The sequence below is a fragment of the Brevundimonas sp. genome (assembly GCF_965227765.1).
Lineage (GTDB): Bacteria > Pseudomonadota > Alphaproteobacteria > Caulobacterales > Caulobacteraceae > Brevundimonas.
This window is the reverse complement of record NZ_OZ245778.1, coordinates 2,031,655-2,043,695: the sequence shown is the minus strand read 5'-3', so window position 1 is coordinate 2,043,695 and position 12,041 is coordinate 2,031,655. Positions and strand designations below refer to the sequence as shown.

The window sequence follows — 12,041 nt, the reverse complement described above, 5'->3', positions numbered from 1 at the left end:
TTGCTTGTGCGGAAAGGGTGGCTCAAAGCTCGCCAGGTGCGGCGTCTCGGCCCTTATCCGGTTTTCGTGGCGCTGAGGGCCTTGGGGCGATAGCGTGTGCGTCAAAACAGGGCAGGACGCGATCATGAGCTATATCTTCTTCACCTTCGCGGTGATCTTCGCCTTCGTGCTGTTGTTCAGCGTCATCAAGATCGTGCCCCAGGGGCGTGAGTTCACGGTCGAGCGGTTCGGCCGCTACACCAAGACGCTGAAACCGGGGATCAGCATCCTGACCCCCTTCGTCGAGCGGATCGGCCGGCGCATGAACATGATGGAGCAGGTCCTGGACGTGCCCCAGCAGGAGGTCATCACCAAGGACAACGCCATGGTGAAGGTGGACGCCATCGTCTTCATCCAGGTGATGGACGCCTCGGCCGCCGCCTACCGCGTCGAGAACCTGCCCTATGCGATCACCCAGCTGTGCTCGACCAACCTGCGCACCGTGGTCGGTTCGATGGACCTGGATGAGGTGCTGTTCCAGCGTGACAACATCAACTCGCGCCTGCTGACCGTGATCGACGCGGCGACCGAGCCCTGGGGCGTCAAGGTCAATCGCATCGAGATCAAGGACCTGACCCCGCCCGTCGACATCACCAACGCCATGGCCCGCCAGATGAAGGCCGAACGCGAGCGCCGCGCGGTCATCACCGAGGCCGAGGGCGAGAAACAGGCCGCCATCGCCCGCGCCGAGGGCGCCAAACAGTCCGCCATCCTGCAATCCGAGGGCCGCAAGGAAGCCGCCTTCCGCGACGCCGAGGCCCGCGAGCGCGAGGCCGAGGCCGAGGCCAAGGCGACGGCCATGGTGTCCGAGGCCATCGCCCGCGGCGACGTCAACGCCATCAACTACTTCGTGGCCCAGAAGTATGTGGAGGCCTTCGCCGAACTGGCGCGCAACCCGACCGCCAAGACCGTCATCGTCCCGGCGGAGATGAGCGGCCTGGTCGGCACCATCGCCGGCATCGGCGAAATGGTCGGCCTGGCTCGGGATCAGCAGGGCGAGCGTCGCGCTCAGCCGGCCCCTGCGCCCCGCAATGCGCCAACGCGGACGCCCCGTGGAGGCGGCTCGGTGCCGTCCACGTCATGACCCCCTTGCTCGATCTCTACGCCAGCCAGCCCTTCTGGTTCTGGCTGGCGGCGGCCGTCCTGCTGCTGGCGGTCGAATCCGCCGCCTCGACCGAATGGCTGCTGTGGCCGGCGGTGGCGGCGGGCGTGGTGGCGGTGGTCACCGCTCTGGGCCTCAGGATCGGGTTTGCGGGCGAGGCGGGCGTCTTCGCCGCCCTGACCATTGCGGCGACCCTGTTGTCGCGGCGGCTGGTGCAGCGGGTCAATCCGGCCGACGCGCCCGACATCAATGATCGCGACAGTCGGCTGATCGGCCAGCGCGCCCAGGTCGTCGCGCCCTTCATCGAGGGCCGGGGCCGGGTCTTCGTCTCCGGCGCCGAATGGGCGGCCGAGATCGAGGGCGAACCCGTCATGGTCGGCGAGAGCGTGATCGTCGAACGCCTGACCGGATCGGGGCTGAAGGTGCGCGCGGTCTAGGAGGCCGTGCGCGAGGCTGCGCGCATCTCGGCGATGCCGCGATTGGCCAGCTGGTCGGCGCGTTCGTTGAGGGCGTGGCCGGCGTGGCCCTTGACCCAGTGCCATTTCACATTGTGACGGGCGCGGGCGACGTCCAGCCGCTTCCACAGGTCGTCGTTCTTGACCGGCTTCTTGTCCGCCGTCTTCCAGCCGCGCGCCTTCCAACCGTGGATCCAGCTTGTGATGCCGTCCATGACGTATTTGCTGTCGGTGTGCAGGTCGATCTCGCAAGGGCGGGTCAGGGCCTCCAGCGCCATGATCGCGGCGGTCAGCTCCATGCGGTTGTTGGTGGTCAGGGGCTCGCCGCCCGACATTTCCTTGGACTTGCCGCCCGCCTGAAGAATAGCGCCCCAGCCGCCGGGGCCGGGGTTGCCCTTGCAGGCCCCGTCGGTGTGGATGATTACGTGATTGGCCGGAGCGGTCTTGGCGGGTGCGTTCATGCGGGTGTGACTACAGGTTCGATTGCCGCGCCGCCAAGCATTAGCCTATATGGCGGCTGAGATTTGTAGTCGGCCGAATCCGGCCGCTTGAGGAGACGTTGTCATGGGCAGCATGAGCATCTGGCATTGGGCCATCGTCATCGTCGTGGTCGCCCTGCTGTTTGGCGGCAAGGGCAAGATCTCCAACCTGATGGGCGACGCGGCCAAGGGCATCAAGGCCTTCCGCGAAGGCCTCAAGGACGAAGACAAGAAGGACGGCCCGAGCGAAGGCGTCAGCTCGCTGCCGCGCACCGAGGCCGAAAAAGAAGAGCTGAAGCGCTAGTCGCCAGCTGAGCGGAAAGACACGCGCGCATGGGTGGCCTGGGTCCCGGTATCGGGGGCAGCGAGTGGTTTATCATCGGCCTGGTGGCCCTGCTGGTCGTGGGGCCCGAGCGGCTGCCCGGACTGTTGCGTCAGCTTGGCAAGATGGTCGCCAAGGCGCGCGGCATGGCCAACGAGTTCCGCGCCAGCTTCGACGAAATGGCGCGCCAGTCCGAGCTGGATGAACTGCGCAAGGAGGTCGAGGCGCTGCGGACGGGGCAGGGGGCCTATTCGTCTCCCGTGCAACTCGGGGCCGAGGCCAATGCCGTGTTCAAGGACATCTCTTCCGATCTGAACAAGCCGCTGTTTGCGGCGACCCCCGCCGCCCAGGTTCCCGCCGCCGCCACGCCGGCGCAGGCCGATACGCCGGCGGCGACGACCGAATGGCCGGATGGCGAGCCGGTCATGCTGCCGATCTCGGAGCCCTCGTTGGTTGAGCCCCATCCCGTGACGCCCAAGCCCGCCAAGGCCACTCGCGCCAAGGCGGCTCCCGCCAAGGCGGCTCCCGCCAAGACGGCTCTCGCCCGCAAGGCGCCGACGAAGACGGCGGCTGCCAAGACGGCGCCTGCGAAAACCTCGGCCAAGGCTGTACCCGCCGCTGCCAAGCCTAGCCATGCCAAACCCGCAGCGGCCAAGCCGAAGACGCCGCGCGCCGCGCCGCGTAAAGCCAAGCTCGACCTATGACCGACCGCAACGAAGCCGAGATCGAGGCGTCGCGCGCGCCGTTGATGGATCATCTGATCGAGCTGCGCGGCCGACTGCTGATCTGCGTTGTCGGCTTCGTGCTGGGTTTCATCCTCTGCTTCTCCTTCGCCGGGCCGATCTATGTCTTCCTGGTCAAGCCGTTCGCGGCGGCGGCGGCCCTGCATGCCCAGGCCAATGGCGGCCATGTCTCGCCGTTCGACCTGATCTTCGTGACGGCGGGCATCCAGCCGATGCCGCATGTCACCGCAGCCAACACCCAGCTGATCTACACCGCCCCGCTGGAGATCCTGTTCACCAAGATGAAGCTGGCCGGGTTCGGCGCCATCGTGGTGGCCTTCCCGCTGATCGCCTGGCAGCTGTATCGGTTCGTGGCGCCCGGCCTGTATCGCAACGAGCGCGGCGCCTTCCTGCCCTTCCTGGTCGCGGCGCCCCTGCTGTTCCTGCTGGGCGCGGCCCTGGTCTATTTCGTCATGCTGCCCTTCGTGATGTGGTTTTCGCTGAGCCAGCAGATCACGTCGGATACGGTCTCGGTCGCCCTGCTGCCCAAGGTGTCGGAATATCTGAACCTGGTGACGGCCCTGCTGCTGGCCTTTGGCCTGTGCTTCCAGCTGCCGGTGGTCATGACCCTTCTGGGCATGGCCGGGCTGATCTCGTCCAAGCTGATGGCCGCCAGCCGCCGCTACGCCATCGTGGCGGTGGTGGTCGTGGCCGCAGTCGTCACCCCGCCCGATCCCATCAGCCAGCTGATGCTGGCCGTGCCCCTGGTGCTTCTCTACGAGGTGTCGATCTGGTGTGTGCGCCTGATCGAGCTGCGCCGCGGCAAGGATGAAGAGACCGACGCCCTCGTCGTCTGAGGCCGCGTCGGGCTGAGCGTCCCTTTCGACTAGGGCGCGCATACAAGCGAAGTGCTCGTCGTAATCTGCACCGTCATCCTCGCCCTTGTGGCGGGGATCCAGAAACACCGTCGTCGATTTGGGCCGCGGTTCGTTACTGCATCCGCCAATGCCTCCAACGACCGACCAGCCCGAGTCTGGATCCTCGCCACAGGGGCGAGGATGACGATCCCACTTGGACGATCGGAGCCGGACGCGACAACGGCGCACGGGGCTCACGAATGTTCATCCGGGCGCAGACAAGCAAAAGGCGCCGGACGTTTCCGTCCGGCGCCTCAAGATCGTCGGGGCGGAGCCTAAGCTCCGCCGCCTCGGATCAGCAGCTGTAGTACATGTCGAATTCGACGGGGTGCGGGTGCAGTTGCAGGCGCGCGACCTCTTCCATCTTCAGCTCGATGTAGCTGTCGATGAAGTCGTCATCCATGACGCCGCCCTTCTTGAGGAAGGCGCGGTCCTTGTCGAGGTTCTCGAGCGCTTCCTTCAGCGAGCCGCAGACCTCGGGGATCGAGCCGCGCTCTTCGGGCGGCAGGTCGTAGAGGTTCTTGTCGGCGGGGCCGCCCGGATCGATCTGGTTCTCGATCCCGTCCAGACCGGCCATCAGTAGAGCGGTGAAGGTCAGGTAGGGGTTGCCCATGGGGTCGGGGAAGCGGGCTTCCAGACGCTTGCCCTTGGGCGACGAGACCCACGGAATACGGATCGAGGCCGAGCGGTTGCGGGCCGAATAGGCCAGCTTGACCGGGGCTTCGTAGCCGGGGACCAGGCGCTTGTAGGAGTTGGTGGTCGAGTTGGCGAAGGCGTTGATGGCCTTGGCGTGCTTGATGATGCCGCCGATGTACCACAGACATTCCTGGCTCAGACCGGCGTACTTGTCGCCGGCGAACTGGGGCTTGCCGTCCTTCCAGATCGACATGTGGACGTGCATGCCCGAGCCGTTGTCGCCGAACATGGGCTTGGCCATGAAGGTCGCCGACTTGCCGTAGGCGGCCGCCACGTTGTGGATGATGTACTTATAGAGCTGCAGGCGGTCGGCCATGGTCAGCATGTCCGAGAACTTCAGACCCAGCTCGTGCTGAGCCGGGGCCACCTCGTGGTGGTGCTTCTCGGGCTGCATGCCCATGTCGCGCATCACGCCCAGCATCTCGGCGCGCAGGTCCTGGCCGGAGTCGACCGGGTTGACGGGGAAATAGCCGCCCTTGGGCCCAGGGCGGTGGCCCATGTTGCCCTCGGTGTATTCCGAGCCCGTGTTGGCCGGCAGTTCGGTGGAATCGTAGCTGTAGCTGGTGTTGTGCGGCTGGGTGCTCCAGCGCACGTCGTCGAAGATGAAGAACTCGGCTTCGGGGCCGAAATAGACCACGTCGCCCACGCCGGCAGACTGCACATAGGTGAGGGCCTTCTTGGCCATCGAGCGGCTGTCGCGGTTGTAGGGCTCGCCGGTGTCCGGGTTCATCACGTCGCAGAACAGGAACATCGTCGTCGCCTGATAGAACGGGTCGATGTAGGCCGTCGTCAGATCGGGCTTGAGCAGCATGTCCGACTCGTTGATGGCCTTCCAGCCGGCGATGGACGAGCCGTCGAACATCGTGCCTTCGGTGAGGAATTCCTCATCGACAAGATCGATGTCGAAGGTGACGTGCTGCAGGCGGCCCTTTGTGTCGGTGAACCGGACGTCGACGTATTTCACGTCCTTGTCCTTGATCTCCTTCAGGATCTTGTCGGCGGTGCTCATTCTCGGGTGGTCCTGTTTCTTCTGGGAGGAAAACGCACGCTCGCCGACGCAGGGTCGGCGTTAGTCGGGGTCAGACCGCCTGGGCTCCGGTCTCGCCGGTGCGGATGCGGATGACGTCGATGACGTCGGTGACGAAAATCTTGCCGTCGCCGATCTTGCCGGTTCGGGCGGCGGTCTGGATCGCTTCGACCACGGCCGGATAGAGGTCGTCGGAGACCACTACCTCAAGCTTGATCTTGGGCAGGAAGTCGATGACGTACTCGGCCCCCCGATACAGCTCGGAATGACCCTTCTGGCGACCATATCCCTTGGCCTCCAGCACAGTCATGCCCTGCACTCCGATGTCCTGGAGCGCCTCCTTCACATCGTCCAGCTTGAACGGCTTTATGACGGCTTCGATTTTCTTCATGGTGACCCCGAAGTCCCTGGAACAACGCCAGACACTCGGGAATGGAGGGGACATCGCATTGCAACATAACGCAAGAGCCGAAATGCAATTTCATCATGTCCGTGCACGGATCCCGGCACGAAGAGTGCGCTGAAACCCCCGGATTCGACCTTTAGGCGAATAAAGGTCGTCGGCCTCAGGCCTGGGCGACGATCTGCTGGGTCCAAGGCGGAACCGGCAGGCCCTTGGAGCGCAGGAAGTCGGCGTTGAACAGCTTGGACGCATAGCGCGAGCCGGGATCGCACAGGCAGGTGACGATGGTCTTGCCGGGGCCCAGGTCGCGGGCCAGACGCACCGCGCCGGCCAGGTTGACGCCCGCCGAACCGCCCAGCGACAGCCCTTCCTCGCGCACCAGGTCGAACAGGATGGGCAGGAACTCCGCGTCCTCGATGCGGTAGGCGTGGTCGGGCCTGAAGCCCTCCAGATTGCCCGTGATGCGGGCCACGCCGATGCCCTCGGTGATGGAGGAGCCCTCGGACGTCATCTCGTTCTTGGTGAACCAGTTGAACATGGCGGCGCCCGCCGGGTCGGCCAGGCCGATGGCGATGGCGGAATTCTGCTCGCGCAGATACTGGGCGACGCCCGTGATGGTGCCGCCCGAGCCGACGGCGCTGACGAAGGCGTCGACCTTGCCGTCCGTCTGGGCCCAGATCTCGGGGCCGGTGGTGGTGTAGTGGGCGTCGCGGTTGGCGGTGTTGTCGAACTGATTGGCCCAGACCGCGCCGTCGGGTTCGCTCTCGTTCAGCTCACGGGCCAGCCGGCCCGAGTGATGGACGAAATGGTTGGGGCTGGAGAAGGGGGCGGCGTCCACCTCGACCAGGCGGGCGCCCAGGGACCGGATGGCCTGTTTCTTCTCGTCGGACTGGGTCCGGGGCATGACGATGACGACGGGATGGCCCAGCGCGGCGCCGACCAGGGCCAGGCCGATGCCGGTATTGCCCGCCGTGCCCTCGACGATGGTCCCGCCGGGCCTCAGCGCGCCGGACGCCAGGGCGCCCTGGACGATCGACAGGGCCGCCCGGTCCTTGATGGAGCCGCCGGGGTTCATGAATTCCGCCTTGCCCAGGATTTCGCAACCCGTCTCGTCGGAGAGGCGGTTGAGGCGGATCAGCGGGGTATTGCCGATCAGGTCGATGACGGAGCGGGTAACGGTCGGTTGGGTCACGATAGGCAGTCTTTCAGTACCGCCCCGTCGTCATCCTCGGGCTAGACCCGAGGATCGGACGCAGGGCGAGGAGAACCTGTGAGCAGGCCGCGATCCGTGCGCCCGTCTCTTCGTCTTGAATGATGACCGTCCGGCCCTCGGGTCAAGCCCGAGGGTGACGGTTCAGACCGGCCTCACGCCGCAATCGGCTGAGAGCGGCCCAGATGGATGCCGCACTCGGTCTTGTCCAGTCCCGACCAACGGCCGGCGCGAGCGTCCTCGCCCGCCTCGACAGCGCGGGTGCAGGGCCAGCAGCCGATCGACAGATAGCCCTGATCGACCAGGGGGTGACGCGGCAGGTCGTGGGCGACCAGGTGATCCTCGACGTCCTCGGCCGTCCAGGCGGCCAGCGGGTTGATCCGCAGCACCCCGTCCAGCACCTCGAAGGGCAGAAGCTCTGCCCGGTCTTCATTCTGGTAGCGTTTGCGGCCGGTGATCAGGGCGCTGAAGCCCGCCGTGGCGCGGGCCAGGGGGCGGGTCTTCCTCAGGTCGCAACAGGCGTCGGCGTCGGTCTTCCACAGGTCGTCGCGCGCATCCAGATCGGCCTTCTCGGTCGCATCCGGCGTGACCAGACGCACGTCCGACAGGCCGAGTTTCTCGCTCAGTTGGCTGCGATACTGCAGGGTCTGGAAGAAGTGCTGGCCGGTCTCGAGGAAGACGACCGGCACGGACGGGTCCTGCTCGGCGATCAGGTGCAGCAGGGCGGCGGATTCGGCGCCGAAGGACGAGATGGCGGCCGTGTTCAGCCCCAGGGCCGGGTCGAGGGCGACCTTGAGGATCTGGGCCGGGCCAGCCTGGTGCGGGGCGGTGGCGACCTGAGCGTTCAGCCGGTCGGCCAAGGCTTGCAGGTCGCCGTCAGGCTTTGGGGGCGTCTCCTCGGGAGGCGTGGACGCGCGGGCGGCGGCGCGGCGCTGCCAGATGGTCTGGGCCTTTTCCTCGGCGGGCTGATAGGCGGCGTCGAAGGCCGTATCCATCCGCTTCCAGGTCTCGATGTCCGCGCCCGGCGACAGTTCGACGGCGTCGAAGCCCGAGCGGCGCAGGTGGCGGGCCTGGTCTGGCAGGACATGACCGGCGGCGATCAGGCGACCGGCATAGCCCCGCTCGCGCAGGACCGAGGCCAGGGAAAAGCCGCGACCGTCGCGAAAGGCGTCGAACTCCAGCACCAGGGCGTCGGTGTTGGCGGCTGCGGCCTCGACCTCTTCCAGCGGGGTCGTGACGCTCAGACGGGGGCCGTTCTGGACGGATTCAAGCCACTGCATCGGCGGTCTCGTAGATGGCGTCGCGGAAGGGATCGGCGCCCAGGCGCCGGACGGTGTCGATGAAGCGCTCGCCTTCGATGCGAACCTCCAGATAGCGGTCCAGGGCGCGGCCAATAGCGGGCGCGACCTCTTCGGACGGCAGGCTGCGGCCCACGATCTCGCCCAGAGCGGCCTGTTCGTCCGGCGAGCCGCCGACCGTGATCTGGTAATATTCCTCGCCCTTGCGATCGACGCCCAGCACGCCGATGTGGCCGACGTGGTGGTGACCGCAGGCGTTGATGCAGCCGCTCATGTTGATGCGGACGGGGCCGACGCGCTCCTGATAGTCGAAGTCGCCGAGTTGGCGCGACAGGGCCTGGGCGACCGGGATCGACCGGGCGTTGGCCAGGCTGCAATAGTCCAGGCCGGGGCAGGCGATGATGTCGGTGACCAGGTCGGCGTTGGGCGTGGCCAGACCGGCGGCCAGCAACTCGCGCCACAGGGCGGGCGTGTCGTCCAGCCGGACGTGGGGCAGGACCAGGTTCTGCTCATAGGCCGCGCGGACCTCGTCGAACGAATAGCGCTCGGCCAGGTCGGCGACGAGATCCATCTGGGCGTCGGTGATGTCGCCGGGCACGCCGTCAACCGGCTTCAGCGAGACGATGACCGAGGCGTAGCCCGCCTGCTTGTGGCGGCGGATGTTGTTGCGGCTGAAGCGGGCGAAGTCGGGGTCGGCCAGGACCGCGCGGTCGAAGGCCGCTGAGGTTTTCGGCAGGTCGGCGAAGACGGGCGGGGTGAAATAGGACTGGATGCGGGCCAGCTCCGCGTCGGGAATCCGCAGGTCCTCCTGGCGCAGGGTGGCGAAATGCTTGTCCACCTCCTCGCGGAAGGCGTCGATGCCCAGGGAGGCGACCAGGATCTTGATCCGCGCCTTGTGGATGTTGTCGCGCCGTCCCAGCAGGTTCCAGGCGCGCAGGATGGCGGTCAGATAGGCCAGCAGCTCATGGCCGGGGACCGCCGGGGCGATCTCCTGGGCGATGTGGGGCAGGCGGCCCTGGCCCCCGCCGACGAAGACGCGGAAGGCGGTGCCGCCGTCTGCGCCCTTGACGATCTGCAGGCCCACATCGTGGGTGCGGATCGCGGCGCGGTCCTTCTCGGCCGCGACGACGGCGATCTTGAACTTGCGCGGCAGGAAGGAGAACTCGGGGTGGATGGTCGACCACTGGCGGATGACCTCGCACCAGGGCCGGGGATCCTCCAGCTCGTCATCGGCGGCGCCGGCGAAGACGTCGGTCGTGGTGTTGCGGATGCAGTTTCCGCTCGTCTGGATGGCGTGCATCTCGACGTCCGCCAACTCGCTGAGAATGGCGGGCAGGTCGGTCAGGGCGGGCCAGTTGTACTGGATGTTGCAGCGGGTGGTGAAGTGGCCGTAGCCCTTGTCATAGGTGCGGGCGATATGGGCCAGCCGCCGCATCTGGGCGCCGCTCATGACGCCGTAGGGGACGGCGACGCGCAGCATATAGGCGTGCAGTTGCAGATAGACGCCGTTCATCAGGCGCAACGGCTTGAACTGGTCCTCGGTCAGGGCGCCGGACGCGCGGCGTTCGACCTGGTCGCGGAATTCCTCGACCCGCTCGCGGACCAGGGCGGCGTCGAACTCGTCGTAGCGATACATCAGGCGGGCTCGTGTTTCTTCAGGCTGTTGCCGACGGTGGGGCCAGCCGAACGGATGGTTTCCTTCAGCCGATCGCGGCCCGAAGGCGTGTGGCCGGTGACCTCGACCAGATAGGGATTGACGAAGATGGCGGGCTGGCCGGCGGCTTGGGCCAGGGCGGCGTCGGCGGCCTCGGGCTCGAACACGGCGGCGGCGGTCAGGCTGTCGACCACGGCGCCGGCCTCGCCGAGATAGATGACGCGGCCGTCCGACAGGCGGTTGGCGGTGATGATCTTCATGCTGCGGCCTCTGCGCGGACATCCAGTTGGGCGGCGCTGAAGGCGGCGCATTCGCCTACGAACAGCAGGGCTGGGCCGGTCAGGCTGGCGCGGGCGACCATGGCGCCCAGGTCGGCCAGGACGCCGTTGATGACACGCTCGTCAGGACGGCTGCCGTTCTCGACGATGGCGACCGGTGTCTGGGGATCGCGCCCGGCCTCGATCAGGCTGGCGGCGGTCTCGGCCGCACGGCCTGCGCCCATATAGACGGCCAGGGTCTGGTTCGGACCGGCCAGGCGTTGCCAGTCGGGCGCTGTGCCGCCGGGCTTTTCCTGGGCCGTGACGAAGGTGACCGACTGGGCGTGGTCGCGGTGGGTCAGGGGGATGCCGGCCGAGGCCGCGCAGCCGATGGCGGCCGTGATGCCGGGCACGACGAAGACGGGGACGCCCGCCTTGCGCATGGCCTCAAGCTCCTCGCCGCCGCGTCCGAAGACGAAGGGATCGCCGCCTTTCAACCGGACGACGCGCTGGCCCTTCCTGGCCTCGGCGATCATCAGGGCCTCGATCTGATCCTGGGGCACCGAGTGGTCGGAGCGCGACTTGCCGACGTAGAGGCGGTGGGCGTCGCGGCGGGCGCGGTCCAAGATGGCTTCGGGCACCAGCTTGTCATGGATGATGACGTCGGCGTCCTGAAGCACACGCAGGGCCTTCAGCGTCAGCAGTTCGGGATCGCCGGGGCCGGCGCCGACGATGTGGACCAGGCCCTGTTCGGGGCCAGTCTCGATCTCGCTGGCGGCGTTCAGCAGACGCAGCATCTCGCGGCGGGCCTCTGCGGTCCGGCCCGAGGCGGCCAGATCGGCGGCGGGACCGCGGAAGGCCTTCTCCCAGAACCGGCGGCGCGCCATGAAGTCGGGGACGCTGGCGATGACGGTGTCACGCAGGCTGCGGGCCAGTTTCGCCACCTCGGTCAGGCCTGCGGGCAGGACGGCCTCGATGCGGCTGCGCACGTCGCGGGCCAGGATGGGGGCCGAGCCGCCGGTGGCCACGCCGATGACGACCTCGTCGCGGTCGATCAGGGCGGGGGTGTGGAAGTCGCTGAGGGCGGGCTTGTCGACCACATTGACCTGGGCGCCGGCGGCGCGGGCCAGGGCGGCTAGGTCGTGGCAGACGGCTTCGTCCTCCACGGCGATGAAGACCAGGCGGGCGCCGCTCAGGTCGGCGGCGACGGGCAGGTGCTGGATGGGGGCGGGGCCGCCTTGCAGGGCGCTGGCGCCGACAGGCGCGCCATTGGGGGCGAACCAGATCAGGTCGGCGGGCGTCTTGCCGAACAGGCGCAGCTTGGCCAGTGCGGCCTCGCCGTCGCCGATGATGACGACGCGGGCGCCGTCCATCGGAATGGATGCTAGAAAGACTCTCATGACAGCTCCGCCGGCCTCGATCGGGCGGGGGGCGTCAGTGGGCGCAGCCAGTCCGTGGGT

Annotated in this window: 13 protein-coding genes; 5 read left to right on the top strand and 8 right to left on the bottom strand. The window is 67.4% G+C overall.

The window, feature by feature from the left end:
* The first annotated feature begins 124 nt into the window (after nucleotides 1-124).
* Both ACO05L_RS09920 and ACO05L_RS09915 read left to right on the top strand, forming a co-directional pair.
* Nucleotides 125-1,123 (top strand): SPFH domain-containing protein, encoded by a 999-nt coding sequence (locus ACO05L_RS09920; protein ID WP_421729015.1) that lies wholly within the window; start codon nucleotides 125-127, stop codon nucleotides 1,121-1,123.
* Entirely contained in the window at nucleotides 1,120-1,578 is a 459-nt protein-coding gene (locus ACO05L_RS09915; RefSeq protein ID WP_421729014.1) for an NfeD family protein, read from the top strand. The genes ACO05L_RS09920 and ACO05L_RS09915 overlap by 4 nt, the downstream gene beginning before the upstream one ends.
* On the opposite strand, the gene rnhA is transcribed toward ACO05L_RS09915, so the two are convergent.
* Complete coding sequence (gene rnhA / locus ACO05L_RS09910; RefSeq protein WP_421729013.1) at nucleotides 1,575-2,057, bottom strand: ribonuclease HI; 483 nt, start codon at nucleotides 2,055-2,057, stop codon at nucleotides 1,575-1,577. The two genes, ACO05L_RS09915 and rnhA, sit on opposite strands and share 4 nt — an antisense overlap.
* A gap of 103 nt (nucleotides 2,058-2,160) precedes the next feature.
* Here rnhA and ACO05L_RS09905 point away from each other — a divergent pair, with 103 nt between their 5' ends.
* The 3 genes from ACO05L_RS09905 to tatC are packed head-to-tail and all read left to right on the top strand — an operon-like array spanning nucleotide 2,161 to nucleotide 3,976.
* Complete coding sequence (locus tag ACO05L_RS09905) at nucleotides 2,161-2,379, top strand: twin-arginine translocase TatA/TatE family subunit (RefSeq protein ID WP_421729012.1); 219 nt, start codon at nucleotides 2,161-2,163, stop codon at nucleotides 2,377-2,379.
* 29 nt (nucleotides 2,380-2,408) lie between these two features.
* A complete protein-coding gene (tatB, locus tag ACO05L_RS09900) occupies nucleotides 2,409-3,101 on the top strand; it encodes a Sec-independent protein translocase protein TatB (RefSeq protein WP_421729011.1) in 693 nt (230 codons plus the stop codon).
* Complete coding sequence (gene tatC, locus ACO05L_RS09895) at nucleotides 3,098-3,976, top strand: twin-arginine translocase subunit TatC (RefSeq protein WP_421729010.1); 879 nt, start codon at nucleotides 3,098-3,100, stop codon at nucleotides 3,974-3,976. The genes tatB and tatC overlap by 4 nt, the downstream gene beginning before the upstream one ends.
* 355 nt (nucleotides 3,977-4,331) lie before the next feature.
* On the opposite strand, the gene glnA is transcribed toward tatC, so the two are convergent.
* From glnA to cysG, 7 genes are all read right to left on the bottom strand, one after another.
* Nucleotides 4,332-5,741, bottom strand: coding sequence for a type I glutamate--ammonia ligase (glnA, locus tag ACO05L_RS09890; RefSeq protein WP_421729009.1), 1,410 nt, complete (start codon nucleotides 5,739-5,741; stop codon nucleotides 4,332-4,334).
* Nucleotides 5,742-5,811: 70 nt separating this feature from the next.
* Nucleotides 5,812-6,150, bottom strand: a complete 339-nt coding sequence (locus ACO05L_RS09885; protein WP_421729008.1) for a P-II family nitrogen regulator — start codon at nucleotides 6,148-6,150, stop codon at nucleotides 5,812-5,814.
* Between the two features lie 175 nt (nucleotides 6,151-6,325).
* Nucleotides 6,326-7,357 (bottom strand): cysteine synthase A, encoded by a 1,032-nt coding sequence (locus tag ACO05L_RS09880; RefSeq protein ID WP_421731669.1) that lies wholly within the window; start codon nucleotides 7,355-7,357, stop codon nucleotides 6,326-6,328.
* Nucleotides 7,358-7,527: 170 nt separating this feature from the next.
* On the bottom strand, nucleotides 7,528-8,652 hold the full coding sequence (locus ACO05L_RS09875) for a phosphoadenylyl-sulfate reductase (RefSeq protein WP_421729007.1): 1,125 nt from the start codon (nucleotides 8,650-8,652) through the stop codon (nucleotides 7,528-7,530).
* Complete coding sequence (locus tag ACO05L_RS09870; RefSeq protein WP_421729006.1) at nucleotides 8,639-10,306, bottom strand: nitrite/sulfite reductase; 1,668 nt, start codon at nucleotides 10,304-10,306, stop codon at nucleotides 8,639-8,641. Before ACO05L_RS09870 ends, ACO05L_RS09875 begins: the two co-directional genes overlap by 14 nt.
* The gene (locus tag ACO05L_RS09865) at nucleotides 10,306-10,584 is read right to left on the bottom strand and encodes a DUF2849 domain-containing protein (protein WP_421729005.1); all 279 of its coding nucleotides are present in this window, start codon (nucleotides 10,582-10,584) and stop codon (nucleotides 10,306-10,308) included. Before ACO05L_RS09865 ends, ACO05L_RS09870 begins: the two co-directional genes overlap by 1 nt.
* Nucleotides 10,581-11,981 (bottom strand): siroheme synthase CysG, encoded by a 1,401-nt coding sequence (gene cysG, locus ACO05L_RS09860; protein WP_421729004.1) that lies wholly within the window; start codon nucleotides 11,979-11,981, stop codon nucleotides 10,581-10,583. The genes ACO05L_RS09865 and cysG overlap by 4 nt, the downstream gene beginning before the upstream one ends.
* Nucleotides 11,982-12,041: the final 60 nt, after the last annotated feature.

Excerpts from the sequence above, each read along its gene's own strand:
- ACO05L_RS09885 (WP_421729008.1), bottom strand. The coding sequence starts at position 6,150 with ATGAAGAAAATCGAAGCCGTCATAAAGCCGTTCAAGCTGGACGATGTG.
- tatC (WP_421729010.1), top strand. The coding sequence starts at position 3,098 with ATGACCGACCGCAACGAAGCCGAGATCGAGGCGTCGCGCGCGCCGTTG.
- cysG (WP_421729004.1), bottom strand. The coding sequence starts at position 11,981 with ATGAGAGTCTTTCTAGCATCCATTCCGATGGACGGCGCCCGCGTCGTC.
- ACO05L_RS09865 (WP_421729005.1), bottom strand. The coding sequence starts at position 10,584 with ATGAAGATCATCACCGCCAACCGCCTGTCGGACGGCCGCGTCATCTAT.
- glnA (WP_421729009.1), bottom strand. The coding sequence starts at position 5,741 with ATGAGCACCGCCGACAAGATCCTGAAGGAGATCAAGGACAAGGACGTG.
- ACO05L_RS09875 (WP_421729007.1), bottom strand. The coding sequence starts at position 8,652 with ATGCAGTGGCTTGAATCCGTCCAGAACGGCCCCCGTCTGAGCGTCACG.
- rnhA (WP_421729013.1), bottom strand. The coding sequence starts at position 2,057 with ATGAACGCACCCGCCAAGACCGCTCCGGCCAATCACGTAATCATCCAC.
- ACO05L_RS09870 (WP_421729006.1), bottom strand. The coding sequence starts at position 10,306 with ATGTATCGCTACGACGAGTTCGACGCCGCCCTGGTCCGCGAGCGGGTC.
- ACO05L_RS09915 (WP_421729014.1), top strand. The coding sequence starts at position 1,120 with ATGACCCCCTTGCTCGATCTCTACGCCAGCCAGCCCTTCTGGTTCTGG.
- ACO05L_RS09905 (WP_421729012.1), top strand. The coding sequence starts at position 2,161 with ATGGGCAGCATGAGCATCTGGCATTGGGCCATCGTCATCGTCGTGGTC.
- ACO05L_RS09920 (WP_421729015.1), top strand. The coding sequence starts at position 125 with ATGAGCTATATCTTCTTCACCTTCGCGGTGATCTTCGCCTTCGTGCTG.
- tatB (WP_421729011.1), top strand. The coding sequence starts at position 2,409 with ATGGGTGGCCTGGGTCCCGGTATCGGGGGCAGCGAGTGGTTTATCATC.